The following is a 24,149-nucleotide window of genomic DNA, read 5'->3' as shown; positions in this document are numbered from 1 at the left end:
GCCGCAGTTGTTCACTTCCGTCGACGACGTCTCCACTCGTCTCGCCGAGACCGGCTACCTGGCTTCGCCCGCGGTCGCCACCACCGTCTTCCTCGCCGCCCGGCTCGGCAAGCCGTTGCTGGTGGAGGGCCCCGCGGGCGTGGGCAAGACCGAGCTGGCCAAGGCCGTCGCCCGCGCCTGCGACGCCCGGCTGGTGCGGCTCCAGTGCTACGAGGGCGTGGACGAGTCGCGCGCGCTGTACGAGTGGAACCACGCCAAGCAGCTGCTGCGGATCAGCGCGGGGCGGGGTGAGACCTGGGACGAGGCCCGCACGGACGTCTTCAGCGAGGAGTTCCTCCTCCCCCGTCCGCTGCTCACCGCGATCCGCGGCGACGACCCCAAGGTGCTGCTGATCGACGAGACCGACAAGGCGGACGTCGAGATCGAAGGACTGCTGCTGGAGGTGCTGGGCGACTTCCAGGTGACGGTGCCCGAGCTGGGCACGGTCACCGCGACCCGCCGGCCGTTCACCGTCCTCACCTCCAACGCGACCCGGGAGCTGTCCGAGGCGCTGCGCCGCCGCTGCCTGTTCCTGCACATCGGGTTCCCGGACGCGGAGCTGGAGCGGCGGATCGTCCGGCTGAAGGTGCCGGGGATCGACGCGGCGCTGGCCGAGTCCGTGGTGCGGGTGGTGGGGGCGCTGCGCGCGATGGACCTGCGCAAGGCGCCGTCGGTCGCCGAGACCGTCGACTGGGCGCGCACCCTGCTGGCGCTCGGTGCGAGCACGCTCGACGAGACGGTCGTACGGGACAGTCTGGGCGTGGTGCTCAAGCATCAGGACGACATCCAGAAGGCGGCTGCCAAGCTCGACCTGGACGCGCTGTGACCGCCGCCGGCCCTGGCCTCGCGGACACGGACCTGGTGACCCGGCTGACCGGCCTGGTCGACGCGCTGCGCGCGCACGGGCTGCGTATCGGCACCGGGGAGACCGTGGACGCGGCGCGCGCCGTGGAGGCGCTGGGCCTCGCCGACCGGGAACTGCTCCGGGAGGGCCTGGCGGCGACCCTGCTGCACGGCGCGGGCGGACGCCCGGTGTTCGACGCGGTCTTCGAGCTGTATTTCCCGAGCCGGGTGGGCCTGCCCGACGGTGACGGCGGCGACGCGGACCGCGAGGCGTTGCGCGCCCGGCTCGCGGAGGCGCTCGCCGCGAACGACACGGCGGCGCTGGCCCGGCTGGCGGTGGAGGCGGTCGACGGCTTCGGCGGGTACGGCGGTTCACCCGGCTCGGACGGCTGGTCGTCGTACCAGACGCTGGACCGGCTGCGCCCGCAGACGCTGCTGGCGCGGGTGCGGGACGAGGTGCGCGGGCGGGACGGGACCGGGAGCTTCGCCGACCGGCTGCTGGAGGACGAGATCCGGCGGCGCGTCGAGGAGTTCCGCCGGCTGGTCACCGTGGAGGCGCGGCGCCGGGCGGCGGAGCGCCGGGGCCGCGACGAGATCGCCCGCCGCGCGCTCGCGCCGACCGCCGACCGGGTCGACTTCCTACTCGCCGGCAAGGACCGGCTGGCCGAGATGCGCCGGACGGTCCGGCCGCTCGCCCGTAAGCTGGCGACGCGGCTCGCGGCACGTCGCCGCAGGGCCGCGCGCGGCACCATCGACCTGCGCAGGACGCTGCGTGGCTCGCTGTCCACGGGCGGGGTGCCGGTGAAGCCCGTCCTGCGCCGTCGCCGGCCCGCGCGGCCCGAACTGGTGCTGCTGTGCGACGTGTCGGGCTCGGTGGCCGGCTTCTCCGACTTCACGATGCTGCTGGTGCAGGCGCTGCACGACCAGTTCTCCAAGGTACGGGTCTTCGCCTTCGTCAACCGCGTCGACGAGGTGACCGGCCTGCTGGTCCACGGGACCGCCGACCCGGAGGGCCTGAACGCCCGCATCCGCGCGGAGGCCCGGCTCACCGCCTGGCACGACAGCAGCGACTACGGCGCCGCCCTGGGCGAGTTCACCGACCGGTACGCCGACGCCGTCGGCCCGCGCACCACGGTGTTCGTCCTCGGAGACGCCCGCACCAACATGGCCGACCCCAACCTCCCCGCCGTGCGCGACCTCACCCGCCGCACCCGCCGCGTCCACTGGCTCAACCCCGAGCCCCGCACCCTCTGGGGCACGGGCGACTCCGCCGCCCCGGCATACGCGGAACTGGTGGACATGCGGGAGTGCAGGAACGTACGGCAACTGGACGCGCTGGTGGGGCGGTTGCTGCCGGTGTGAGGCGCCGTGGGCTCGTCACGCCGGGGCGTGTCTGCCACGTGGTCGGCGAAGGGTTCGATCCCCACTTCGGCTCGGAGCGCGTCGGATGCCGCGGTCGGCGAGGTGGGCGACATGCGCTCGGGGTGCTCGCAGGGCCACGGCACCGGTGAGCCGTCCTTCACCCCGGCCGTCTGCGTGCCGTAGATCTGTGTTCCGGCCCTCGCTGATACTGGATCTACTCCCGAAGCCCCTGGAGCCGCCGAAGCCCCGCCGTCGTAGTCCAGCGCTGGGCGGCCGTCCCGTTGCAGTCCCAGATCTGGAGCTGGGTGCCGTCCGCGGTGGAGCTGCCCGGGTCGTCGAGGCAGCGGCCCGACCGGGGGTTGACCAGGGACGAGCCGGGGCCGGAGATCCAGCGTTGGGCGCCGGTGCCGTTGCAGTGCCAGAGCTGGACCTTGGTGCCGTTGGCGGTTCCGCCGCCGCTGACGTCGAGGCAGCGGCCCAGCGCGCGCAGGGTGCCGCCCTCGCCGGGGACGTGGGTCCAGCGCTGGGCCGCCGTGCCGTTGCAGGTGTAGAGCTGGACGGGTGTGCCGTCGGCCGTGGCGGCGTCGCGGACGTCGACGCACTTGCCGGGGATGCCGGAACGGAAGGCGGCCGTCTGCGTCACCCCGCCCGACGCCAGGGCCGCCTGCACGAGGTCGGCCGCCGCCCGCATGCCCGCCTCGTTGGGGTGGTAGGTGGACCGGCCCTGCGCCGGGCGGTACGACTCCACCCACGGGTTCGCCGAACACGCGTCGTGGCCGCGGCTCGCGCCCGCCAGGTCGACCAGGGTGGCGCCCGTCGCGGCGGCCGCGTCGGCGGTGGCGGCGGCCAGGCGCGCGGCGATGCTCCGTTCGTACGCGGCCTGTTCGTCGGTCAGGGGCGCGACGGCGCACGTGCCGGAGTCCGGCAGCAGGGTGAAGTAGGTGACCAGGTACACGCGGGCATGGGGCGCCACGGCGTGAACCGCGCGCACGATGTCCGCGATACGGCCGGGGAGTTCGGGGAAGGTCCGCTCGATCGGGTCGCGGTTCACCGTCGGGCAGCCCGAGGTGCCGCTCGCCTGGCAGGAGTAGGCGTTGATGCTGCCGAGGTAGTTGACGTCGTTGCCGCCGATCGTCACCGTGACGAGACGCGTGTCCGGGGTCACGGCCTGGATCTGCGGCGGACGGGTGCCCTGATGGTCCCTCAGCACGTGCCCGGTCGTGGCGCCGCTGCACGACACGTCCGTCAGGTCCGCGCCGATCTCGCGGGCCACGAGGCTGGGGTAGTTGACGGCCGACCGGGCGCAGGCCTCGGCGCCGTCGCCCGGCTGGAGGGGCGGGATGCCGGGGCCCGCGGCGAAGGAACTGCCCAGCGCCACGTGGTCCGTCCCCGCGTCGGCGGCCACGGAGGGTGCGTGAGCCGAGGCCGGCTGGGCGGGGGCGGCGGACACGGCCGGGGCGGCGACGACCGCGGCCCACGCCGCCGCCAGGGCGCACAGGGCTCGCGCCCACGTCCGGATCGATAAGCGGTCGGTGGCGCGCGAACCCGGCATCGGCATCCTCCACGAGAGCACGCGAGAGAGTCACACAACGTTGTAAACGGACCCTAGCCGTGTCCGCGGGCCGCGCCAAGACCGCCCGCACCCCGTATCCGGAGAGGATCGGCGCATGACCGATTCCTCAGCGCAGATCAACGCCCTCATCGTCGACGCGACGGACCCCGAGCGGCTCGCCGCCTTCTGGTCGGAGGTTCTCGGCAGGCCCGTCGTGGGCCGCACGGGCCCCTACGTCTGGCTCCGTCGCGAGAACGGCCTGGCGCTGGGCTTCCAGCGCGCCGACACTCCCAAGTCCGGCAAGAACCGCATGCACGTCGACATCGCCGCGCCCGACCCGGCCGCCGAGCGGCACCGGATCGAAGGGCTCGGGGGCCGGCGCCTGGAGGGGTACGAGGACGGCGGCTTCCTTGTGATGGCGGACCCCGAGGGGAACGAGTTCTGTGTCATCCCCACGGGGCCCGTCGACCTCGACGACGAGGGACGCGCCCACTACCTCGACTAGACGCGGGCGGTGTCTAGTCCGCCTTCGCGCCGGTGTCTAGTCCGCCTTCGCGTAGTCCGTCGCCATGGCGCCCGCGAAGTCGTGAACCACGACCTGTTCGTCGCCGACGACCCACGCGTCGTGGCCCGGCGGGCACACGAAGACGTCGCCGGGGCCGACCTCGCTCTCCGCGCCGTCGTCCATGCGGATGTGCATGCGGCCCTGGAGAACGTAGCCGTTGTGGTGGATGCCGCACGACTCCGTGCCGGCGATCGGGCCGACCGACTCGGACCAGCGCCATCCCGGCTCGAACGTGGCGACCGCGAAGTCGAGCCCCGTCATGTGGACCGCTTCGAGGTGGCCCCTCGGGAAGTCGCGTCGCTCGTCGGGCTTGTCCAGCGTCTTCACCTCGAGCATGTCCCTGCTCCCTTCCGATGACGGCCCCGTACGGCGAGGGCCGGGTCCTACCTCCTCATCGTCCGCCCGTCCACCCGGGGGCGCCATCCGGGTGACGGGCGCGGGGCGGCCCGCTCAGCCGCCGGGGGCGCACAGACGGGCGAAGCGTTCCGCGTCGACGTTGCCGCCGGACAGGATCAGTCCGACGCGGGGCGGGAGCGGGCCCGCGCGGCCGGTGAGCAGGGCGGCCAGCGGGGTGGCCCCGCTCGGTTCGAGGACGATCTTCAGCCGGGTGAAGGCGAACCGCATCGCCTCCTTGATCGCCTCGTCGTCGACCAGCACGACCCGGTCCAGCAGACGGCGGTTCACGGCGAAGGTCAGCTCGCCGGGGGTGGGGACGGCCTGGCCGTCGGCGATGGTGCGGGGCACCGGCACGGTGACGCGCCGGCCCTCCTCCAGGGAGCGCCGGGTGTCGTCCCCGGCCTCCGGTTCGACGCCGACCACCCGGGTCGCCGGGTGCAGGCCCTTCACGGCGGTGGCGCTTCCGGCGATCAGTCCCCCGCCGCCGACCGGCGCGATCAGCGCGCCCAACTCGCCGGTCTCCTCGAGCAGTTCGAGCGCGGCCGTGCCCTGTCCCGCGATGACGTGGGGATGGTCGTAGGGCGGTACCAGGGTGAGGCCCCGCTCGGTGGCGAGGGACTCGGCGAGGGCCGCGCGGTCGCCGGTGTAGCGGTCGTAGGAGACGACCTCCGCGCCGTACCCCTCGGTGGCGGCGCGCTTGGAGGGCGGCGCGTCCTCCGGCATGACGACGACCGCGGTGGTGCCCAGCTCGCGGGCGGCGAGGGCGACGGCCTGGGCGTGGTTGCCGGAGGAGTAGGCGACCACGCCCCGCGACAGCCGGTCCGGGGGGAGCCGGGAGACCGTGTTGTAGGCGCCGCGGAACTTGAAGGCGCCCACCCGCTGGAAGTTCTCGCACTTGAGGTGCACCTCGGCGCCGACGAGCGCGTCCAGGGTGCGGGAGCGCAGGACGGGCGTGCGGTGGGCGACGCCGTGCAGGCGTGCGGCGGCGGAGCGGACGTCGTCCAGGGTGATCGGCGGGGTGGTGGTCGTCACGCGGTCCCTCCGGAGGAAGTCGGTGCGGTCAGCCTACGCATCCCGCACCGGCCGCGCCGCCGGCCACAGGGGCACGGAGGGAGGGGGAATACCGGGGTGGCCGGCCCGGTTGTCGGGCGCGAAGGAGGTGCCGGGTGAACACCACGTACTACGACCACGGAACGCACGCCGAGCGCTGGGAGCGCGCGGGGATGTTCTTCGACGCCAAGGACTACTACTCCGCCGCGCGGGTCCTGGGCAGCCTGGTCGAGGAGGTGCCGGAGCAGACCGGGCCGCGTCTGCTGCTCGCCCGCGCCTACTACCACTCGGCCCAGCTGCGCCGCGCGGAGGCCGAGTTGCGGATCATCGTGGACCGCGACCCGGTGGAGCACTACGCCCGTCTGATGCTCGGCCGCACCCTGCAGCGGCAGGGGCGGGACGCCGAGGCGCAGACGCACCTGCGGCTCGCGGCCGCGCTGGCCGGCGACTTCGGCGAGATCTGACACGCGCACGGACGGTGCCCGGTTCCCTTCGGGGAGCCGGGCACCGTGCGTGTCAGAGGGGCGCGGGGCCGTACGTCCGGCGGCCCCTGCGGTGTGCGATCTCGCCGAGCACGACGTCGACGGCGAGGAACACCGCCAGCGGGATGCCGAGCAGCGGGAGGAAGTACCCGAGGACGGCGATCAGCGCGAGCAGCGGCACCAGCAGCTGCGGCGGCACGTGCTGCCACGCTCCCCGGGGGACCGGCCGGCCGAACGCCGAGCCGCGGCCCCGCTGCCACCACAGGCGGTAGCCCCACACGATCAGCAGGATCAGGGCGAGGGCGAGCAGCATCAGGGCGATCTGGTTGACCAGGCCGAACAGGGTGCCGGTGTGCAGGTCGATGCCCCACCGGGTGAGTTTGGCGAGGATCGGGTAGTCCTCGAACCGCAGCACGTCGGTGACCTGCCCGGTGGCCGGGTCGACGGCCACCGCGTCCTGCTTCTCCGGCCAGCTCCGCTGGATCTGCCGCACCACGTACCCGGACGACGCGTCGGCGGGCGGCACGAGCTCCACCGGGTTGTCCAGGCCCTCGGCGCGCGCCGCAGCGAGCACCCGGTCCAGGCCGACGCCGTGCGCCGCGTCGCCGCCCGTTCCCCCGGCCGTGCCGTGGCCCGTGTGCTCGCCGGCCGTGGCGGACACCGTGGGGGTCTCCTGGCCGAGCGCGGCGCGCAGGTCGCCGATGTGCGCGCCGGCGTACGCGGACCAGGTCAGGCCTGTCGCGGAGAGGAACACGAAACCGAGCGCGGCCCATGCGCCCACCCCGGCGTGCAGGCCGAGGGTGCGACGGCGCCCGGTGGTGCCGCGCAGTCCGCGCCGCGCGCGGCGGCGGGAGAACCACAGCACGAGCCCGCCGCAGGCGACGACCCACAGCCAGCTCGCCGCGAACTCGCTGTAGAGCCGCCCCGGTTCGCCGAGGTGCAGGTCGCGGTGGAACTCGTCGATCCAGGTGCGCAGGGGCAAGGCGCCCGTGGACCCGTACTGTTCCAGCGCGCCGCGGACCCGCGCGGTGTACGGGTCGACGAACACGGCGAGCGTGTGGCCCGGGTCGACGCCCGGGACGCCGGAGAGCAGCACCCTGGTGGTGGCGCCGGGCTCCGGGGAGGGACGCACGGCGGCGATCTCGCCGTCGGGGTGAGCGGCGCGGGCGGCCTCCACCTGCTCGGAGAGGGGCAGTTCGCGGTCACCGACGGGGACGGTCAGCTCGTCCGCGTAGAGGATCCTCTCCGCCTGGAAGGAGGCGGCGTACAGCAGGCCGGTGAGGGCGGCGACGAGGAGGAACGGCGCCACCAGGACGCCCGCGTAGAAGTGCAGGCGCAGGACGAGCGGGCGGAGGGTGGCCCAGGCGCCCCTGCCGCGTGCGGGTGCGGGTGCGGGCGGTGAGGGGGCGTCGTCGGTGGCGGGTGTGGGGGTGGTGGTCATCGGCGGTGTTCTCCCGGGGGACAGGTTCGACGGGTGGTGCCGGTGCAGAGGTCGGGGCGGAGTGCCGCCGAGTTCCCGGGAGCGGTGTGTGAGCTGGGACACACAGGGTGAAGGTCATGCGATCCTGGCGTGATGGAAGCTGCGAGCGATCACGTGCCGTTGGCCGAGCGGGTCGAGCAACTCCTCGCCGAGGAGGGTCCTTTGCCCATCGTCGCCGCCGGACACCCGGTGCTGCGCCGCCGCACCGTGCCGTACGACGGGCAGCTGGGCGACGCGCTGCTGACGCGGTTCGTGCGGGCGCTGCGCGTCACGATGCGCGCGGCGCCCGGTGTGGGGCTGGCCGCGCCACAGGTGGGGGTGGGGCTGCGGATCGCGGTGATCGAGGACCCGGCGCCGGTGCCGGAGGAGGTGCGGGTCGCGCGCGGGCGGGAGCCGCAGCCGTTCCGGGTGCTGGTGAACCCGGCGTACGAGGCCGTCGGCTCGGAGCGGGCCGCGTTCTTCGAGGGGTGTCTGAGTGTGCCCGGCTATCAGGCGGTGGTGGCGCGGCACGCGGCGGTGCGGCTGACCGGGCAGGACGAGCGGGGGCGGGCACTCGACGAGGAGTTCACCGGCTGGCCCGCCCGGATCGTGCAGCACGAGACCGACCATCTGGACGGCACGCTGTACCTGGACCGGGCGGAGCCGCGCTCGCTGTCCTGCAACGCGGCGGCGGCCCGGTACTGGGGGCAGCCGACGGCCGAGGAGGCGGCGCGGGCGCTGGGCTTCGACCTGCCGTAGCCGCGCCCGCCCCCTCGGGAGCCGTCCCGGTCGTGGGCGCCGGTCAGGCGTCGCGGTAGGCCTCCAGCAGCCGCAGCCACACCTCGCTGATCGTGGGGTACGACGGGACGGCGTGCCACAGCCGGCCGACCGGGACGCGTCCTGCCACCGCGACGGTCGCCGCGTGGATCAGCTCCGCGACACCCGGTCCGACGAGGGTGACGCCGCGCACGATCTCGTCCTCCAGGTCGACGACCATGCGGGCCCGGCCCCGGTAGCCGTCGCCGTACAGGCTCGCGCCCGCCACCGACGACAGGTCGACGTCCACGGCCCGCACCCGGTGGCCGGCCTGCTCGGCCTCGGCGAGGGTGAGGCCGACGGAGGCCGCCTCCGGGTCGGTGAAGACGACCTGCGGGACGGCCGCGTGGTCGGCTGTGGCGGTGTGCGCGCCCCACCTCTCGGTCCGCACCGGCTCGCCCGCCGCCCGGGTGACGATGGCGGCGCCCGCGATGCGCGCCTGGTACTTGCCCTGGTGGGTGAGCAGCGCGCGGTGGTTGACGTCGCCGACGGCGTACAGCCAGTCGTGGCCGGTCACCCGGAGACTGTCGTCCACCTCCAGCCAGGACCCCGGCTCCAGGCCGATCGTCTCCAGGCCGAGGTCGTCGGTGCGGGGGGCGCGGCCGGTGGCGAAGAGGATCTCGTCGGCCTCGATCCGGTCGCCGGTGTCGGTGAGGACGACGACGGTGCCGTTCTCCCTGCTCACGGCCTTCACGGAGGTGCCGGTACGCAGGTCGGCGCCGGCCTCGGTGAGTGCCTCGGCGACCAGCTCGCCCGCGAAGGGCTCCATGCGGCCGAGCAGGCCGTCGCCGCGCACCAGGACGGTGACCTGCGAGCCGAGCGCCTGCCAGGCGCAGGCCATCTCGGTGGCGACGACCCCGCCGCCCACCACGACCAGCCGGCCGGGCGCGGAGTGGGCGCTGGTGGCCTCGCGGCTGGTCCAGGGGCGGACCTCGTCCAGTCCGGGCAGGTCGGGGAGCTGGGCGCGGCTGCCGGTGCAGACGGCGACGGCGTGCCGGGCGGTGAGGACGCTCTCGCGGCCGTCGGGACCGGTGACGGTGACGGTGCGCGGGCCGCTGAGGCGTCCCCGGCCCCGGTACAGGTCGGCGCCGGTGCCCTCCAGCCACTGGACCTGGCCGTCGTCCTTCCAGCCGGAGGTGAAGGAGTCGCGGCGGGCGAGCACGGCGGCGGTGTCCAGGGGGCCCTGGACGGACGCGCTCAGTCCGGGCAGGCGTCGGGCGTCGGCCCGGGCGAGGACCGGGCGCAGCAGGGCCTTGCTGGGCATGCAGGCCCAGTAGGAGCACTCTCCGCCGACCAGTTCGCTCTCCACCACCGCCGTGGAGAGCCCGGCCGCGCGGGTGCGGTCGGCGACGTTCTCCCCGACCGGTCCGGCGCCGATCACCACCACGTCGTAGGCGGTCGCTTCCGTGTGCGTCGTTCGCGTTTCCGTCATGGCGTCAGTCTGGCGGGTGGTGTGCCAGGTGGCCACATGGGTAGGGGCGCGGAATACGTGACCGGTCGGCCGTGTTGAGCCGACGCCCGAGCCGACAGCAGGAAGAGGACCAGACCATGAGCGCCACCGTCGAACTCACCAAGGAGAACTTCGACCAGACGGTCACCGACAACGAGTTCGTGCTGATCGACTTCTGGGCGGAGTGGTGCGGGCCCTGCAAGCAGTTCGCACCGGTGTACGAGAAGGCGGCCGAGGACAACCCCGACCTGGTGTTCGGCAAGGTGGACACGGAGGCGCAGCCCGAGCTGGCCGCGGCCTTCGGCATCCAGTCGATCCCGACGCTGATGATCGTCCGCGACCAGGTCGCGGTGTTCGCCCAGCCCGGCGCCCTGCCGGAGGCCGCGCTGACCGATGTCATCGGTCAGGCCCGCAAGCTGGACATGGAGCAGGTGCGGCAGCAGATCGCCGAGCAGCAGGCCCAGCAGCAGGGTGGCGGCCAGGGCGCCTGACGCGCCCTGTCCCGCACGCGGCGTGTGATCAGAACGGGTGGCGCGCCGCCCCGCCGCGGACCGTCGTCCAGCGCAGTTCGGTGAACGCGTCCAGGTTGGCCTCGCCGCCGAAGCGGGAGCCGGTGCCGGACGCGGCGACCCCGCCGAAGGGGGCCACGGCTTCGTCGTTCACCGTCTGGTCGTTCACGTGCACGATGCCCGTGGGGATGCGGTCCGCGAGGTCCAGCCCCCGCGCCGGGTCCGCGGTGACGATGCCGACCGCCAGCCCGTAGGGGCTCGCCGCGGCGAGGGCGACGGCCTCGTCGTCGGTGCCGAACGGCCGTACCGGCGCGACGGGGCCGAAGACCTCCTCCGTGTAGGCGGGGGTGAGGTCGTCCGCCTCGGCGAGCACGGTGGGCCGGTAGAACAGGCGGTCGTGGGCGCCCCCGGCCGCGAGCCGGGCGCCGCCCGCGGTACTGGCCCCGACCAGTCCGTGCACCTTGCCGAGCTGGCCCCGGTCGATCAGCGGGCCCAGGTGCACCCGCTCGCGGTGCGGGTCGCCGACGGTGAGCTCGTCCGCGCGGACGGCCAGCCGTTCCACGTACTCCTCGTACAGCGACGCGTGCACCAGGTGGCGGCCGGTCGTCATGCAGATCTGGCCCTGGTGGAAGAACGAGCCCCAGGCGGCCGCCGAGATCACCGCGTCGAGGTCGGCGTCCTCCAGGACGACGAGGGCGGAGTTTCCGCCCAGCTCCAGGTGCGCGCGCTTCAGGTGCCGGCCGGCGGCCTCGCCCACGGCGCGGCCGGCGTCGGTGGAGCCCGTGAAGGAGATCACCGGGATGTGCGGGTCGGTGACCAGCGCCTGACCGGCCTCCGCTCCCCCGGGGAGCACTTGGAGCAGCCCCTCGGGCAGCCCCGCCTCGGCGAAGACCGCGGCGAGGGCGAGCCCGCCGCAGACCGCTGTGCGGGGGTCCGGTTTGAGGACGACGGCGTTGCCCAGGGCGAGGGCCGGGGCGACGGAACGGATCGACAGGATGAGCGGCGCGTTGAACGGGGCGATGACGCCGACCACGCCGACGGGGACGCGGCGGGTGTACGACAGGCGCTGCTCCTCGGTGGGCAGCACCTGGCCCGCCGGGCGGGAGGCGAGGGCTGCGGCCTCGTAGCACTCCTGGGCGGCCACGTGGAGCTCGAAGTCGGCCTTGCCGGGGATGCTGCCGGCCTCGCGGACGAGCCAGTCCTTGAGCGCGGGGTGGTGGTGGTCGTGGTCGGCGAAGAGGTCGCCTGCTCGGCGGAGGACGGCTGCTCGGTCGAAGTGGGGGGCGGCGGCCCAGGCGTGCTGTGCGGTGTGCGCCGCTTCGGCGGCGGGTTCCACGTCCTCGGGAGCGGCCAGGGTGACCGTGGTCAGGCGGTCACCGGTCGCGGGCTCGGTGACGGGGTGGTGGGGGCCCTTGAGGGGATGGGTCGTGGCGGTGGCGGGGTCGGGCCAAGTCATGACGCCCTCCTGCGTCGCGGTCCGGTCCGCGTACCCCTTGGGCGGGGTGGGCAACACACGTCTACGCCTGACCGCGGGCGGCCGTGCGCAGTCGTGCCGCTCGAGGCGGCACGGGTGGGCGCGGGGGGGGCAAGCCGCCGACGCCGGATTACGGGACGGACACCCACAGCCGAGCGCGACGGACGCGCCAGCCGCACGCAGTCGTGCCACTCGGGACGGCACGGGTGGGCGCGGGCGGCAACCCGCCGACGCCGGGCCACGGGACACCCACAGCCGACCGCGACGGGCGCGGTCTGTCGTCGTACCGCCCAAGGGCAGCGTAGGCACCATGGCTCGGCGCGTGGCACTGGGCCGGGGGGACGGTGCGCAGCCCGGGGCCCACGGGGCGCCCTCGCGCCCACCCGTGCCGCCCCAGCGGCGCGACCGCCCGCGGAAGGCGGCAGCCGGCCGACGGCGGCGCGCGCGGGCCGCCGGGGTGCCGGTGTGCCGGGGAAGGCGGCAGCCGGCCGTGCGAACGGCCGCGTCAGGTGGAGTCTCGGCGGATCGTCCTCGCGCCCAGCACCTTGTGCGCCTCCGGTGACGCCGACGGGTCGCGGACCGCCCGGTCGACCAGGTCCGCCAGTTCCTGGCCGGACGGCAGTTCCAGGTGGACCGTGCTCAGCCGAGGCCGCAGCAGCCGCCCCAGCATCAGGTCGTCCGCGCCGACCACCGCCGTCTCCTCGGGGATGCGGATCCCCTCGTCCTGCAGCGCCCGCATCAGCAGCATCGCGTACTCGTCGTTGTACGTGAACACCGCGTCGAGCCCGAGATCCCGCCAGCGCCGGGCGAGCGACGCCGCCGCCTCCTCGTCGTGGGCGAGCGGCAGCTCGGTCACCGTCGCGTCGGTGCCGCGCACAGCGGCCCGTACGCCCGCGAGCCGCGGCGCGGAGAACGTGTCCAGCCCCCGCTCCCCCGGCACGACCACGCCGATCCGGCGGCGCCCCGTGTCGAACAGGTGGGCGCCCGCGCTGTGTCCGACCACGTCGTGGTCCATGAGCAGCGCGTGCGCGCCCTCCACGGTCTCGGGGCCGAGGGTGACGACCGCCCGCGCCCCGGAGCGCTTGAGCACCTCGACGCCGCGCGGGCCGAGCCCGGATCCGGGCACGAGCACGGCGACCGGGCGCAGCTCCGCCCAGGCGCGGGCGGCCTCGTCGTCGTGGACGCCGATGGTGCCGTGCTGGACGACCGTGTAGTCGAGCAGGCTCAGCGCGGCCTGCAGTTCGTTGATGAACCTGCTGTACAGCGGGCCCACGGGGAACGCCGGCGCGGGCATAAGGACCATGCGGCTGTGCCCGGCGCGCAGGCTGCGGGCGGCCGCGTGCGGGACGTACCCGAGTTCGCGCGCGGCCTCGCGCACGCGGCGGCGGGTGGGCTCGCTGATCCGGACGGCGCGGGCGTTGTTCAGCACGTAGGAGACGGTCGCGCGCGAGACGCCGGCCAGGCGGGCCACATCGGCGCTCGTCGGCACGGAGCGCTTCGGTGCGGGGGGCGCGGGCGCGGGCGGGTTCGGTATCTGCACCATGACGTACGGCATCTTCGCAGAAGCCGTAACGCGCCCTCCATGCGGGGGAGTTGAGAACGCGCGGGGGTGCGTTCGGGGAGGTCAGGCGGTGGTGCCGGTGATCCGGTCGACGAGGTCGGTCCAGGCGTCCTCGAGACGCTGCGGCGGCATCCCGCACTGGTGCATCAGGTGGTGGATCAGGGCGGGGTCGAGCTGGGCCAGCAGCGTGTGGGCGAGCACGTCGCAGTCGGCGTCCGGGACCGCCTGGCGCAGCAGCAGAGCGACGTGATGGTGGCGCACCCGGTAGGGCGGGAGGGTGAAGCGGCGGCCCGGGTCCGCTTCGGCCGCGAGCTGGAGCTCCAGGTCCTCGACGGTGCGGCGCAGGGCGGCGCGGCCGAAGGCGCGCAGCCGTTCGGCCGGGGGCGCGCCCGGGCCCAGCGGCGGGGGGCCGCTGAGGAAGGCGGCCTGGAGCTTCTTCTCGCTGTGGTCGAGGAGGGCCATGAGCAGGCCCGTGCGGTCGCCGAAGCGGCGGAAGACGGTGCCCTTGCCGACACCGGCCGCGGCGGCGACCTCCTCCATGGTGACGGCGTCGGCGCCGCGCGCCGCGACGAGTCCGGCGGCCGCCTCCAGCAGCCGGGCCCGGTTGCGGGCGGCGTCGGCGCGCAGGCAGGGCTCGTCGTCGAGACCCAGCTGCAGCAGCTGCGGGGACTCGACGGGCTCCTGGGGAGTCGGTGCGGACGGCGGCGCGGCGGACATGAAGCCAGCGTAAAGCATCGGGAATGAAACTGGACCGGGGTCCGGTTAAACTGCTACAACTGCAAAGCGGACCCCGGTCCGCATTGTGTCTCAGGTCATAGTCCAGCCCCTGGAGTTCCTCATGTCTGTTCGCATCCTCGCCCTCGTCGGCAGCCTTCGCGCCGGTTCGCACAACCGTCAGCTGGCCGAGGCCGCGGTGAAGCTCGCCCCCGCGGGCGTCGACATCGCGCTGCACGAGGGACTGGCGGAGATCCCGTTCTACAACGAGGACGTCGACGTCGAGGGCGGCGTGCCGGCCGCCGCCGCCCAGCTGCGCGAGGCCGCCGCGGCCGCGGACGCGCTGCTGCTCTTCACCCCGGAGTACAACGGCACCATCCCGGCCGTGCTGAAGAACGCCATCGACTGGCTGTCCCGGCCTTTCGGCGCCGGGGCCATCGGCGGCAAGCCGGTCGTCGTGGTCGGCACCGCCTTCGGCCAGTACGGCGGCGTCTGGGCGCAGGAGGAGGCCCGCAAGGCCGTGGGCATCGCCGGCGGCAAGGTCGTCGAGGACCTCAAGCTGGCCATCCCCGGCTCGGTGACCCGCTTCGCCGAGACCCACCCGGCGGACGACACCGAGGTCGCCGAGCAGCTGGCGGAGGTCCTCAACCGGCTGCACGCCCTGGTCGACGGCGAGAAGGCCGCCGCCTGACGACACACCCCCGAAGGGGCCGGAAGCCCGCGCCTCCCGCCCCTTCGCCGTACGCGGTGGCGCGGGCCCTCCGACCCTTCGCAGCGGCAACGGCCTCCGGCATGTCCGCCCGGCCGTCGACGCCGGGGCCGCACGACCGCCCACCGCCCTGGGGCTCGCCATCCGGACCACGGGGCCTCCGGTCTACCGGGAGGCGGGCAAGCCACACAGGCCCCCAGCCCGGCTCCGGGCTCCGGGCTCCGGGCTCCGGGCTCCGGGCTCCGGGCTCCGGGAGACAATCCGCGCCCGCCTACCGGAAAGCGGACGAGCCACACAGCCCCCCAGCCCGGCACCAGGCTCCCGGCTCCGGGCTCCGGGCTCCGGGCTCCGGGCTCCGGGAGACAATCCGCGCCCGCCTGCCGGGAGGCGGACGAGCCACACAGCCCCCCAGCCCGGCACCGGGCTCCCGGCCCCCGGCCCCCGGCCCCCGGCTCCGGAGACAATCCGCCCCGCGTCGGGCCGGCCCCGGACGGGTTTCGCTCATGCCGCCGCCGAAGCCGTCCGCCCTTCCCGGTGGATCGGCGCGGTCGTCGTCGCCAGGGGCGCTCCCGTGCCGCCGTGGCGCGTCGCCACTATCTCCGCCGCGATGGAGAGCGCCGTCTCCTCCGGGGTGCGGGCGCCCAGGTCGAGGCCGATCGGGGAGCGCAGGCGGGACAGTTCCCGCTCCCCCACCCCCGCGTCCCGCAGGCGGCGCAGGCGGTCGGCGTGGGTGCGGCGCGAGCCCATCGCGCCGACGTACGCGACCGGCAGCCCCAGCGCCACCTCCAGCAGCGGCACGTCGAACTTGGCGTCGTGCGTCAGCACGCACAGCACCGTGCGCGCGTCGGTCGGGGTGTTGCGCAGATAGCGGTGCGGCCAGTCGACGACGACCTCGTCCGCCTCGGGGAAGCGGGCCCGGGTCGCGAACACGGGCCGCGCGTCGCACACGGTGACGTGGTAGCCCAGGAAGGCTCCCACCCGTACCAGCGCCGCCGCGAAGTCGATCGCGCCGAACACGATCATGCGGGCCGGGGGCACGGACGACTGCACGAAGAGGGTCGGGCGGCCGGCGCAGTACGCGTCCGCGCCCGGCCCGGCCGTGACCGTCCCCGTGCTGCCCGCGACCAGCAGGTCGCGGGCCGCGGCGGCAGCGGCGCGGTCCAGTTCCGCCGCGCCGCCGAGGCCGCCCTCGTGCGTGCCGTCGGGGCGGACGAGGAGCACGCGGCCCAGCAGGTCCGCCGGGCCGTCCGTGACCCACGCCAGCGCGCCCGGCCCGCCCCGGGGGAGGTCCGTCAGGGCGGACCGGAGCACCGGCCGGACGGGGCTGCCCGCGCCGACCGGCGTGACCAGCACCTCGATCGTGCCGCCGCAGGTCAGGCCCACCGCGAAGGCGTCCTCGTCGCTGTAGCCGAACCGCTCCGTCCTCGCCCGCCCGTCCGCGAGGGCCTCCTGGCACAGGTCGTACACCGCGCCCTCGACGCAGCCACCGGACACCGAGCCGATCACCGTGCCGGCGCGGTCGACGGCGAGGGCGGCGCCGGGGCCGCGCGGCGCGCTGCCGCCCACGGAGACCACCGTGGCCACCGCGAAGTCCCTGCCCTCCTCCAGCCAGCGCCGAAGGTCGTCGGCGAGGTCAAGCATCCGGACCTCCCGCCCGCAGCACCCGGTCCGGGCGGATCGGCAGACCGCGGTGCCGCACCCCCGTGGCGTGCCACACCGCGTTGGCGACGGCGGCCGCCGCGCCCACGATGCCGACCTCGCCGATGCCCTTGATGCCGACCGGGTCGTCGGGGTCGTGGTCGTCGACCCAGACGGCCTCGACCTCCGGGGGCACGTCCGCGTGGGTGGCGACGTGGTAGCCGGCCAGGTCGGCGCCGTAGAGCGCGCCGGAGGCCGGGTCGCGCACCGCCTCCTCGTGCAGGGCCATGGAGATGCCCCAGGTCATCCCGCCGACGAGCTGGTTACGGGCGGTCAACGGGTTGACGATGCGGCCGGCGGCGAAGACGCCGAGCATCCGCCGCACCCGTACCTCGCCCGTGGTGACGTCGACGGCGACCTCGGCGAACTGGGCGCCCCAGGTGTGCCGTTCCTTGGCCGCCAGGGCGGCGATCGCCGCGGTCGTGTCGGACCGTACGGTGATGCCCTCCGGGGGCAACTCGCCGCCCGGCACGAGGCGTTCGCGCAGCTCCTCGGCGGCCGCCGCGACCGCCCAGCCCCACGAGCGCGTGCCCATGGAGCCGGCGGCGATGCCCGACGGGCCGAAGTCGCTGTCGCCGAGGCGCACGTCGATCCGCTCCGACGGCACCCGCAGCGCGTCGGCGGCGATCAGGGTGAGCGCCGTGCGCGCCCCGGTGCCGATGTCGGAGGCGGAGATGCGGACGGTGAAGGTGCCGTCGGGCTCCGCGGTCACCGCGGCCGTGGACGGCAGGGTGCCCGCGGGGAAGGACGCGGCGGCCGTGCCGGTGCCGACCAGCCAGCGTCCGTCGCGGCGCACGCCGGAGCGCGGGTCGCGGGCGTCCCAGCCGAAGCGGCGGGCGCCCTCGCGGAAGCAGGCGGCGACGTTGCGTCCGGCGAACGGCAGCCCGCTGACCGGCCCGGTCTCCGGCTCGTTGCGCAGCCGCAGTTCGATCGGGTCGACGCCGCACTTCTCGGCCAGTTCGTCGAGGGCGCACTCCAGCGCGAACGACCCCGGCGCCTCGCCGGGCGCCCGCATCCACGTCGGGGACGGCACGTCCAGGCGTACGACGCGATTCTCCGTGCGGTGGGCGACGGCGTCGTACATCGTGCGGGCCACGCCCGCTCCCGGCTCGACGAACTCGTAGACCGTGGACGTCTGGTTGAGCGAGGTGTGCTCCAGGGCGCGCAGCCGTCCGTCGGGTTCCGCGCCCAGGCGGACGCGCTGCACCGTGGGGCTGCGGTAGCCGGTGACGGAGAACATCTGGCGACGGGTCAGCGACACACGCACGGGGCGGCCCAGTTCGGCCGCGGCCATCGCGGCGGCCACCTGCGGCGGGCGGACGCCCTTGCTGCCGAAGCCGCCGCCGACGTGCTCGGAGCGGACCCGCACCGCGGACGCGTCGAGGGAGAACATGCGGGCGAGTTCGTCGGCGACCCAGGTGATGCCCTGGTCGGAGTCGACGACGTCGAGCCGTCCGCCGTCCCACCACGCCGTCGCCACATGCGGCTCCATCATGGCGTGGTGCTCCTCGGGCGTGGTGTACTCCGCGTCCACCACGTGTGCGGAGGCCGCGAGTTCGGCCTCCAGGTCACCCTTCTCCGTGGTGCCGGGCATGTGCCCGTCGGCGGCGTAGGCGTCGGGCCGGTCCGCGGAGAGCGCGACGTCGTGCGGCTCCTCCTCGTAACGGACGGTGAGGGCGTCGGCCGCCGCCCGCGCCTGCTCGGGCGTCTCGGCGACGACGAGGGCGACGGGCCAGCCGGCGTGCGGCACGCGATCGTGCTGGAAGACGACGGCGGTCGGGTCCGGCGGGACGCCCAGCATGCCGACGTAGTCGCTGGTGAGCCTGGGGGCGTTGCCGTGGTGCAGGACGGTGAGGACGCCCGGCATGGCGAGCACCGCGCCGGTGTCGACCGACCGGATCCGGCCGCGGGCCACCGTGGACAGCACGAGCATGCCGTGGGCGAGCCCGGCGAACGGGATGTCGCCGCCGTAGCGTGCGGCGCCGGTGACCTTGTCGCGGCCCTCGACGCGGGTGCGCGCGGTGCCGACCTGGCCGGGTACGGCGGGGCGTTGGGGTGCGACGGTCATCGGGAGGTCTCCTCGGCGAGTTCGGTCAGCACGGCCACGACGAGGTTGCGCAGGAGGGTCACCTTGTAGCCGTTGTGGGGCAGGGGGCGGGCCGCCGCGAGTTCGGCGTCGGCGGCGGCGGTGAAGTACTCGGCGGTGGCGGGCGCGCCGACGAGGACCCGTTCGGCGAGGCGGGCCCGCCAGGGCCGGGAGGCGACCGCGCCGAGGGCGAGGCGGGCGTCGCGGACGACGCCGTCGTCCACCTCCAGCGCGGCGGCGACCGAGCCGATCGCGAAGGCGTACGAGGCGCGTTCGCGGACCTTGCGGTAGCGCGAGCGGGCGGCGGCGCGTGCGGGCGGGAGGGTGACGTGGGTGATGAGCGCACCGGGCGGCAGGACGGTCTCGCGGTGCGGGGTGTCGCCGACCGGCAGGTAGAAGTCGGTCAGCGGGGCCTCTCCGGCGCCCTCGGCGGTCCGCCAGGAGACGACGGCGTCGAAGGCGGTGAGCGCGACGCCCATGTCGGAGGGGTGGACGGCCACACAGTGCTCGGAGGCGCCGAGGACGGCGTGGTTGTGGTGCTCCCCCTCGACGGCCGGGCAGCCGCTGCCCGGTTCGCGCTTGTTGCAGGGCCGGGTGATGTCGGTGAAGTAGCCGCAGCGGGTGCGCTGGAGCAGGTTCCCGCCGACGGTGGCCATGTTGCGGAGCTGCCCGGAGGCGCCGGCCAGGACGGCCTGGGTGAGTGCCGGGTAGCGGTCGCGGATCAGCGGGTGCGCGGCGAGGTCGCTGTTGGTGACGGTGGCGCCGACGCGTACGGAGCCGTCGTCACCGGTCTCGATCCGGTCCAGTGGGAGGGAGCGGACGTCGACGAGCCGGGCGGGGGCCTCGACGCCGTTCTTCATCAGGTCGACGAGGTTGGTGCCGCCGCCGAGGTAGCGGGCGTCCGGGTCTGCGTCCAGCAGGGCGACCGCGCCGGTGACGTCGTCGGCGCGCCGGTAGTCGAACTCCCTCATACGGTGGTCTCCTCGGTGAGCTTCTCGGTGGACGCCTCGGCGGCGGCACGGGCGACCGCCTGCGCGATCTGGCCGTAGGCGCCGCAACGGCAGAGGTTGCCGCTCATACGTTCCTTGATCTCCTCGGTGTTCAGGGGCGGCGGACCGGCCTCGGGCCGTACGTCCGCGGTGACGGCGCTGGGCCAGCCGGCGGCGTGCTCCTCGATGACGGCGACGGCCGAACAGATCTGGCCGGGGGTGCAGTAGCCGCACTGGAAGCCGTCGAGGTCGAGGAAGGCCTGCTGCACCGGGTGCAGCCGCTCCCCTTCGGCGACGCCCTCCACGGTCGTGATCTCACGGCCCTCGGAGGCGACGGCCAGCTGCAGGCAGGAGACGGTGCGGCGGCCGTCGACGAGGACGGTGCAGGCGCCGCACTGCCCGTGGTCGCAGCCTTTCTTGGTGCCGGTCAGGTCGAGGCGGTCGCGCAGGGCGTCGAGCAGGGTGGTGCGGTGGTCGACGGTCAGGGTGTGTTTCTCGCCGTTGATGTTCAGGGTCACGGTGCTGGACGACGTGGGGGGCGTCATGGACGGCCTTCTTTCACGCGGGCAGGCGGACGTGGTCGTGGCTCTGTGCGGGGCGCGCGGACTGCGGGATGGTGTGACGTGCGCGGTCGTGCGGACGCGGCGGTGGCGCGGGGCATGCGGAAGGGCCGTCCCGAGCCGCCCGGGTCCGCCGATACGATGGACCGGAAGCGGACAGCTGTCCGTTACTCAGAACGTAGTGGACAGCTGTCCGCTTATCAAGGACGGGTTTCGGTCAGGCCCGGGAGGAGGACCGGTGGACGAGCACAAGGACGCGTCCCGGAGCACGGAGACACCCCAGCGGGCTGACGCGCAGCGCAACCGCGAGCGCATCCTGGCCGTCGCCGTCACCGAGCTGACGCGGTCGGCCGACACCCCGCTGAGCGTGATCGCCAAGAAGGCGGGCGTCGGACAGGGCACGTTCTACCGGAACTTCCCCAGCCGCGAGGCGCTGGTCATGGAGATCTACCGGCACGAGCTGCGGCAGGTCGCCGACAGCGCGGACCAGCTCCTGGGCACGCGGGAGCCCGACCGGGCGCTGCGGGAGTGGATGGACCGGCTGGCCCGGTTCGGCATGACCAAGGCGGGTCTCGCGGACGCGATCCGGCAGGCCACCAGTTCCCCCAACGGGCCGGCGAAACCCGGCCACGACTCGCTCCTGCACGCGACGGACCGCCTCCTGAGGGCATGCGAGGAGGCCGGGGCGATCCGCCCCGGCGTGACCGCGGACGACCTCATCCTCGCCCTCGGCGGCCTCTGGCAGCTCGACCCCGAAAGCGACTGGCAGCCGCGCGCGGCCCGCCTGTTCGACCTGGTCATGGACGGGTTGCGGGTGGGGGCGCCGGGACGGAGGGCGACGGACGACGCCCCCTAGCCAACGGTTCGTCCGGCGGGCGGCGTCGGGGCGGTGAGCGAGCGCCGTGGGGGCGATGGACGAGCACCCTCGGGGCGGTCGACGAGCGCCGCCGGAGCAGTGGGCGAGAGCGCCGCCGGAGCAGTGGGCGAGAGTGCCGCCGAGCAGTCGGCGAGAGCGCCGCCGAGCAGTCGGCGAGCGCCAGTCAGGCCTCACACAGCGCCGTCAGGCGACGCACCAACGCCGTCAGGCGACAGACCGGCGCCGTCAACCGTCAGACCAGGGCCGTCGGTGCGAGTTCGCGTAGTTCCTGGAGGGCCGCCACGACGGCCGGGCGGGCGTGGCCGCCGGTGCGGGTGGCGGTGAGGAGCCTGCGGTGGGGGTCGCCCACGCAACGGACGCGGGTGACCGGCAGGTGCGGGGTGACATGCGCCAGGCGCGGGATCAGGGCGACGCCGAGGCCGTGGGCCACCAGGTGCGCCGTGGCGTTCCAGTCGCCCGCGTGGTGCACGACCTCCGGGGCGAAGCCGGCCGCGCCGCACGCCGCCATCACCTGGAGCCGGCACGGACTCTCCGGCACCGGGGCGACCCACGGCTCGTGCGCCGCCTCGGCCAGGTCGACCCGCTCCCGCCCGGCCAGCACATGCGCGTCCGGCACCACCAGGTCGAACGGGTCGTCCAGCAAGGGCTTCTGGTCGAACCGCGTGTCGCTCATCGGCGGGTTGTGCGGGGTGGACTCCACCACGGCCAGATCGGCGGCGCCCTCGAAGAGCAGGTCGAAAATGGCCGGAACGACCGCCTCCGTGATCCGGACCGACAGCCGCGGATGCCGCTCGCCGAGCCGGGCCGCCAACGGCGCGAGCAGCACCGAGACGGCCACCGGGAACCCGGTCACCCGCAGCACCCCGGCGGGGTCGCCGTGGTCGGCGCGCAGATCCAGCTCGGCCTGGTCCCAGCGGGCCTGGATGGCGTCGGCGTGCGCGAGCAGGCTCTCGGCGGCCGGGGTGAGGCGCACCCCGCGCCCCTGGGGTTCCAGCAGGTCGACACCGAGGTCGCGGGCGAGCTGGCGGATCTGCTGGGAGGCGGCGGAGGGCGTGAAGTGCAGGGCGCGGGCGGCCGCGGTGACCGTGCCGTAGTGGGCGACCGCTCTCAGGACGTGGAGCCGGCGCAGGTCAATCATGAAGGTGAGACTTCACGGTGGCGTGCACAAAGTCAACCTGGACGTGAACATAACCGTCGGCGCACTCTTGATGTGCCGCGACCGACAGCAGGCACACGAGTCACGTCAAGCACGTGGGAATCCAAGGAGTCGCCATGACCAGCACGACCGGCGCCACGGGGACGACCGGCACCGCCTGCCCCTACTGCGGGTGGCCGGACCACGCCGAGCCGTTCCAGGTCGTCTCGCGCCACGCCACCGCGGCGGGCAGCACGGTGTGGACGCGCTGCGGCTGCGGGTCGCTCCAGGTGCGCGCGGTGGACGCGCACGGCATGCGCGTCATGTCGCGCAGCCGCCCGCCGACGTGCCGGCGCCGGGCGGGCGGTGAGGGGAGGCGTTGACAGGCGGTTCGCCCTGGTCGTACTAATCGCGTAGTGATCGCGTACCGGCCGAGGGAGGCCGGCGACCGACGTACCCGGGTGCGGACAGGAGGCGTGGACGTGCGGAGACTCCCCTTGTCCGGGGTGACGGTGGTGACCGTGGAGCAGGCGGTGGCCGCGCCCTACGCCACCCGGCAGCTGGCCGACCTCGGCGCCCGGGTGATCAAGGTGGAGCGGCCGGGCGAGGGCGACTTCGCCCGGCGCTACGACACCACCGTGCACGGCACGTCCAGCTACTTCGTGTGGATCAACCGCTCGAAGGAGTCCCTCACCCTCGACCTGAAAGAGCCGCGCGGCCTGGAGATCCTGCACGAACTGCTGGCGGACGCCGACGTGTTCGTGCAGAACCTCGCCCCGGGCGCGGCCGGCCGGCTCGGGCTGGGCGCGGACGACCTGGCCGGCCGCCATCCGCGGCTCATCCCCTGCGCGATCTCCGGCTGGGGCACGACAGGGCCGTGGGCCGACCGCAAGGCGTACGACCTGCTCGTGCAGTGCCAGACGGGCCTGGTGTCGCTCACCGGCACCCCCGGGGAGACCGCCCGCACGGGCATCTCCGTCGCCGACATCGCCGCCGGGATGTACGCGTACAGCGGTGTCCTCACCGCCCTCTACACGCGCGCCACCACCGGCGAGGTGCACCCCGTCGAGGTGTCCCTGTTCGAGGCGCTCGCGGAGTGGATGGGGCAGCCCGCCTACTACACCCGGTACGGCGGCGCCCAGCCGCCCCGGCTGGGCACCCAGCACGCGACGATCGCCCCGTACGGGACGTTCCGGGCGGCGGACGGGCGCGACGTGCTGTTCTCCATCCAGAACGAACGCGAGTGGGCCGCGCTGTGCCGGGAGTTCCTCGGCCGGCCCGAGCTGACGGACGACCCTCGTTTCGCGACGAGTTCGGACCGTGTCGCGCACCGGGACGACCTGAACGCGGTCGTGGCCGAGCGGTGCGCCCGTGACGACGCGGAGGAACTGCTGAAGGACCTGGAGGCGATCGGCATCGCCTGCGCGGGGGTGAACGACGTCGCGGCGTTCCTCGACCATCCGGTGCTGGCGGCGCGCGGCCGGTGGCGTGAGATCGGGGTGCCGGGCGGCACGGCGGAGGCGCTCCTCCCACCCGCCGACCTCGCCGGACTCCCGGCCCGCATGGACCCGGTGCCGGCGGTGGGCGAGCACACGGAGACGATCCTGCGCGCCCTGGGCCGCACACCCGGGGACATCGAGGCGCTGCGGGCGGACGGGGTGATCTGAGCCGGGCGCGCACCGTCGGGTGGATCCCCCGGGACGCGAGGCTCTCGCCTCGAGCCCCCACGGTTCGGGGCCTCCGCGCGGGACCCGCCGACCCCGCGCACGATGCCCGCGGCACGCGCGCCACCGCGCGAAGCGATCCGGCGTCGGCACGCCACC

General features: G+C 74.7%; 23 protein-coding genes. 10 read left to right on the top strand and 13 right to left on the bottom strand.

The annotated features are described in order from the left end of the window. The first annotated feature begins 7 nt into the window (after positions 1-7). Positions 8-865 (top strand): MoxR family ATPase, encoded by an 858-nt coding sequence (locus MTR79_RS14035; RefSeq protein WP_244790453.1) that lies wholly within the window; start codon positions 8-10, stop codon positions 863-865. Beyond that, positions 862-2,244 carry a VWA domain-containing protein gene (locus tag MTR79_RS14030; RefSeq protein WP_244790451.1) on the top strand — a complete coding sequence of 461 codons (1,383 nt, stop codon included), beginning with the start codon at positions 862-864 and terminating at the stop codon, positions 2,242-2,244. Before MTR79_RS14035 ends, MTR79_RS14030 begins: the two co-directional genes overlap by 4 nt. A 214-nt stretch (positions 2,245-2,458) precedes the next feature. Here the strand turns inward: MTR79_RS14030 and MTR79_RS14025 are convergent, their stop codons facing one another. After that, the gene (locus MTR79_RS14025) at positions 2,459-3,796 is read right to left on the bottom strand and encodes a ricin-type beta-trefoil lectin domain protein (RefSeq protein WP_244790449.1); all 1,338 of its coding nucleotides are present in this window, start codon (positions 3,794-3,796) and stop codon (positions 2,459-2,461) included. A 115-nt stretch (positions 3,797-3,911) separates the two neighbouring features. Here MTR79_RS14025 and MTR79_RS14020 point away from each other — a divergent pair, with 115 nt between their 5' ends. After that, positions 3,912-4,301 (top strand): VOC family protein, encoded by a 390-nt coding sequence (locus tag MTR79_RS14020; protein ID WP_244790447.1) that lies wholly within the window; start codon positions 3,912-3,914, stop codon positions 4,299-4,301. A gap of 36 nt (positions 4,302-4,337) precedes the next feature. On the opposite strand, the gene MTR79_RS14015 is transcribed toward MTR79_RS14020, so the two are convergent. After that, complete coding sequence (locus MTR79_RS14015; protein WP_086704124.1) at positions 4,338-4,697, bottom strand: cupin domain-containing protein; 360 nt, start codon at positions 4,695-4,697, stop codon at positions 4,338-4,340. A gap of 114 nt (positions 4,698-4,811) precedes the next feature. After that, positions 4,812-5,789 (bottom strand): pyridoxal-phosphate dependent enzyme, encoded by a 978-nt coding sequence (locus MTR79_RS14010; protein WP_244790445.1) that lies wholly within the window; start codon positions 5,787-5,789, stop codon positions 4,812-4,814. Positions 5,790-5,923: 134 nt separating this feature from the next. Here MTR79_RS14010 and MTR79_RS14005 point away from each other — a divergent pair, with 134 nt between their 5' ends. Then, on the top strand, positions 5,924-6,271 hold the full coding sequence (locus MTR79_RS14005) for a tetratricopeptide repeat protein (RefSeq protein WP_086704121.1): 348 nt from the start codon (positions 5,924-5,926) through the stop codon (positions 6,269-6,271). Positions 6,272-6,323: 52 nt separating this feature from the next. On the opposite strand, the gene MTR79_RS14000 is transcribed toward MTR79_RS14005, so the two are convergent. Then, a complete protein-coding gene (locus tag MTR79_RS14000) occupies positions 6,324-7,730 on the bottom strand; it encodes a PepSY domain-containing protein (RefSeq protein ID WP_244790443.1) in 1,407 nt (468 codons plus the stop codon). A 132-nt stretch (positions 7,731-7,862) separates the two neighbouring features. On the opposite strand from MTR79_RS14000, the gene MTR79_RS13995 reads away from it, so the two are divergent. Beyond that, the gene (locus MTR79_RS13995) at positions 7,863-8,507 is read left to right on the top strand and encodes a peptide deformylase (RefSeq protein ID WP_244790442.1); all 645 of its coding nucleotides are present in this window, start codon (positions 7,863-7,865) and stop codon (positions 8,505-8,507) included. Positions 8,508-8,550: 43 nt separating this feature from the next. Here the strand turns inward: MTR79_RS13995 and MTR79_RS13990 are convergent, their stop codons facing one another. After that, positions 8,551-9,996 carry an NAD(P)/FAD-dependent oxidoreductase gene (locus tag MTR79_RS13990; RefSeq protein ID WP_244790441.1) on the bottom strand — a complete coding sequence of 482 codons (1,446 nt, stop codon included), beginning with the start codon at positions 9,994-9,996 and terminating at the stop codon, positions 8,551-8,553. A gap of 74 nt (positions 9,997-10,070) precedes the next feature. Between MTR79_RS13990 and trxA the strand changes: the two genes are divergently transcribed. Continuing rightward, positions 10,071-10,505 (top strand): thioredoxin, encoded by a 435-nt coding sequence (gene trxA / locus MTR79_RS13985; protein WP_279954262.1) that lies wholly within the window; start codon positions 10,071-10,073, stop codon positions 10,503-10,505. 28 nt (positions 10,506-10,533) lie between these two features. Here the strand turns inward: trxA and MTR79_RS13980 are convergent, their stop codons facing one another. From MTR79_RS13980 to MTR79_RS13970, 3 genes are all read right to left on the bottom strand, one after another. Then, positions 10,534-11,979: an aldehyde dehydrogenase family protein gene (locus MTR79_RS13980; protein ID WP_244790440.1), complete on the bottom strand. Its 1,446-nt coding sequence runs from the start codon at positions 11,977-11,979 to the stop codon at positions 10,534-10,536. A 523-nt stretch (positions 11,980-12,502) separates the two neighbouring features. Further along, positions 12,503-13,540 (bottom strand): LacI family DNA-binding transcriptional regulator, encoded by a 1,038-nt coding sequence (locus tag MTR79_RS13975; protein WP_086704413.1) that lies wholly within the window; start codon positions 13,538-13,540, stop codon positions 12,503-12,505. An 81-nt stretch (positions 13,541-13,621) separates the two neighbouring features. Next, positions 13,622-14,275 carry a TetR/AcrR family transcriptional regulator gene (locus MTR79_RS13970; RefSeq protein WP_189364574.1) on the bottom strand — a complete coding sequence of 218 codons (654 nt, stop codon included), beginning with the start codon at positions 14,273-14,275 and terminating at the stop codon, positions 13,622-13,624. A gap of 121 nt (positions 14,276-14,396) precedes the next feature. Between MTR79_RS13970 and MTR79_RS13965 the strand changes: the two genes are divergently transcribed. After that, positions 14,397-14,963 (top strand): NAD(P)H-dependent oxidoreductase, encoded by a 567-nt coding sequence (locus MTR79_RS13965; protein ID WP_048454968.1) that lies wholly within the window; start codon positions 14,397-14,399, stop codon positions 14,961-14,963. Between the two features lie 519 nt (positions 14,964-15,482). Here the strand turns inward: MTR79_RS13965 and MTR79_RS13960 are convergent. The 4 genes from MTR79_RS13960 to MTR79_RS13945 are packed head-to-tail and all read right to left on the bottom strand — an operon-like array spanning position 15,483 to position 20,299. Then, positions 15,483-16,622, bottom strand: coding sequence for an XdhC/CoxI family protein (locus tag MTR79_RS13960; protein ID WP_244790438.1), 1,140 nt, complete (start codon positions 16,620-16,622; stop codon positions 15,483-15,485). Beyond that, on the bottom strand, positions 16,615-18,747 hold the full coding sequence (locus MTR79_RS13955) for a xanthine dehydrogenase family protein molybdopterin-binding subunit (RefSeq protein ID WP_244790436.1): 2,133 nt from the start codon (positions 18,745-18,747) through the stop codon (positions 16,615-16,617). Before MTR79_RS13955 ends, MTR79_RS13960 begins: the two co-directional genes overlap by 8 nt. Continuing rightward, positions 18,744-19,736 carry a xanthine dehydrogenase family protein subunit M gene (locus tag MTR79_RS13950; RefSeq protein WP_244790434.1) on the bottom strand — a complete coding sequence of 331 codons (993 nt, stop codon included), beginning with the start codon at positions 19,734-19,736 and terminating at the stop codon, positions 18,744-18,746. Before MTR79_RS13950 ends, MTR79_RS13955 begins: the two co-directional genes overlap by 4 nt. Next, entirely contained in the window at positions 19,733-20,299 is a 567-nt protein-coding gene (locus MTR79_RS13945) for a 2Fe-2S iron-sulfur cluster-binding protein (protein WP_086702429.1), read from the bottom strand. Before MTR79_RS13945 ends, MTR79_RS13950 begins: the two co-directional genes overlap by 4 nt. A gap of 253 nt (positions 20,300-20,552) precedes the next feature. Between MTR79_RS13945 and MTR79_RS13940 the strand changes: the two genes are divergently transcribed. Further along, positions 20,553-21,170 carry a TetR/AcrR family transcriptional regulator gene (locus MTR79_RS13940; RefSeq protein ID WP_086702430.1) on the top strand — a complete coding sequence of 206 codons (618 nt, stop codon included), beginning with the start codon at positions 20,553-20,555 and terminating at the stop codon, positions 21,168-21,170. A gap of 253 nt (positions 21,171-21,423) precedes the next feature. Here the strand turns inward: MTR79_RS13940 and MTR79_RS13935 are convergent, their stop codons facing one another. Then, entirely contained in the window at positions 21,424-22,329 is a 906-nt protein-coding gene (locus MTR79_RS13935) for a LysR family transcriptional regulator (RefSeq protein ID WP_244790432.1), read from the bottom strand. A 134-nt stretch (positions 22,330-22,463) separates the two neighbouring features. On the opposite strand from MTR79_RS13935, the gene MTR79_RS13930 reads away from it, so the two are divergent. Together MTR79_RS13930 and MTR79_RS13925 are read left to right on the top strand one after the other, a co-directional pair. Next, positions 22,464-22,709, top strand: coding sequence for a hypothetical protein (locus MTR79_RS13930; protein ID WP_244790430.1), 246 nt, complete (start codon positions 22,464-22,466; stop codon positions 22,707-22,709). A 93-nt stretch (positions 22,710-22,802) separates the two neighbouring features. Then, entirely contained in the window at positions 22,803-23,993 is a 1,191-nt protein-coding gene (locus tag MTR79_RS13925) for a CaiB/BaiF CoA-transferase family protein (protein WP_086702434.1), read from the top strand. The last annotated feature ends 156 nt before the right edge of the window (positions 23,994-24,149 follow it).

Source organism: Streptomyces sp. BJ20 (assembly GCF_022869105.1).
Taxonomy (GTDB): domain Bacteria; phylum Actinomycetota; class Actinomycetes; order Streptomycetales; family Streptomycetaceae; genus Streptomyces; species Streptomyces griseoincarnatus.
The sequence above is the reverse complement of the archived record's forward strand: the minus strand, read 5'-3'. Positions and strand labels throughout refer to the sequence as shown.

What these genes read in the sequence shown, in the direction of transcription:
- MTR79_RS14025 (WP_244790449.1), bottom strand. Translation starts at nt 3,796, where the DNA reads ATGCCGGGTTCGCGCGCCACCGACCGCTTATCGATCCGGACGTGGGCG.
- MTR79_RS14020 (WP_244790447.1), top strand. Translation starts at nt 3,912, where the DNA reads ATGACCGATTCCTCAGCGCAGATCAACGCCCTCATCGTCGACGCGACG.
- MTR79_RS14015 (WP_086704124.1), bottom strand. Translation starts at nt 4,697, where the DNA reads ATGCTCGAGGTGAAGACGCTGGACAAGCCCGACGAGCGACGCGACTTC.
- MTR79_RS14000 (WP_244790443.1), bottom strand. Translation starts at nt 7,730, where the DNA reads ATGACCACCACCCCCACACCCGCCACCGACGACGCCCCCTCACCGCCC.
- MTR79_RS13995 (WP_244790442.1), top strand. Translation starts at nt 7,863, where the DNA reads ATGGAAGCTGCGAGCGATCACGTGCCGTTGGCCGAGCGGGTCGAGCAA.
- MTR79_RS13990 (WP_244790441.1), bottom strand. Translation starts at nt 9,996, where the DNA reads ATGACGGAAACGCGAACGACGCACACGGAAGCGACCGCCTACGACGTG.
- MTR79_RS13980 (WP_244790440.1), bottom strand. Translation starts at nt 11,979, where the DNA reads ATGACTTGGCCCGACCCCGCCACCGCCACGACCCATCCCCTCAAGGGC.
- MTR79_RS13975 (WP_086704413.1), bottom strand. Translation starts at nt 13,540, where the DNA reads ATGGTGCAGATACCGAACCCGCCCGCGCCCGCGCCCCCCGCACCGAAG.
- MTR79_RS13970 (WP_189364574.1), bottom strand. Translation starts at nt 14,275, where the DNA reads ATGTCCGCCGCGCCGCCGTCCGCACCGACTCCCCAGGAGCCCGTCGAG.
- MTR79_RS13965 (WP_048454968.1), top strand. Translation starts at nt 14,397, where the DNA reads ATGTCTGTTCGCATCCTCGCCCTCGTCGGCAGCCTTCGCGCCGGTTCG.
- MTR79_RS13960 (WP_244790438.1), bottom strand. Translation starts at nt 16,622, where the DNA reads ATGCTTGACCTCGCCGACGACCTTCGGCGCTGGCTGGAGGAGGGCAGG.
- MTR79_RS13955 (WP_244790436.1), bottom strand. Translation starts at nt 18,747, where the DNA reads ATGACCGTCGCACCCCAACGCCCCGCCGTACCCGGCCAGGTCGGCACC.
- MTR79_RS13950 (WP_244790434.1), bottom strand. Translation starts at nt 19,736, where the DNA reads ATGAGGGAGTTCGACTACCGGCGCGCCGACGACGTCACCGGCGCGGTC.
- MTR79_RS13945 (WP_086702429.1), bottom strand. Translation starts at nt 20,299, where the DNA reads ATGACGCCCCCCACGTCGTCCAGCACCGTGACCCTGAACATCAACGGC.
- MTR79_RS13935 (WP_244790432.1), bottom strand. Translation starts at nt 22,329, where the DNA reads ATGATTGACCTGCGCCGGCTCCACGTCCTGAGAGCGGTCGCCCACTAC.
- MTR79_RS13930 (WP_244790430.1), top strand. Translation starts at nt 22,464, where the DNA reads ATGACCAGCACGACCGGCGCCACGGGGACGACCGGCACCGCCTGCCCC.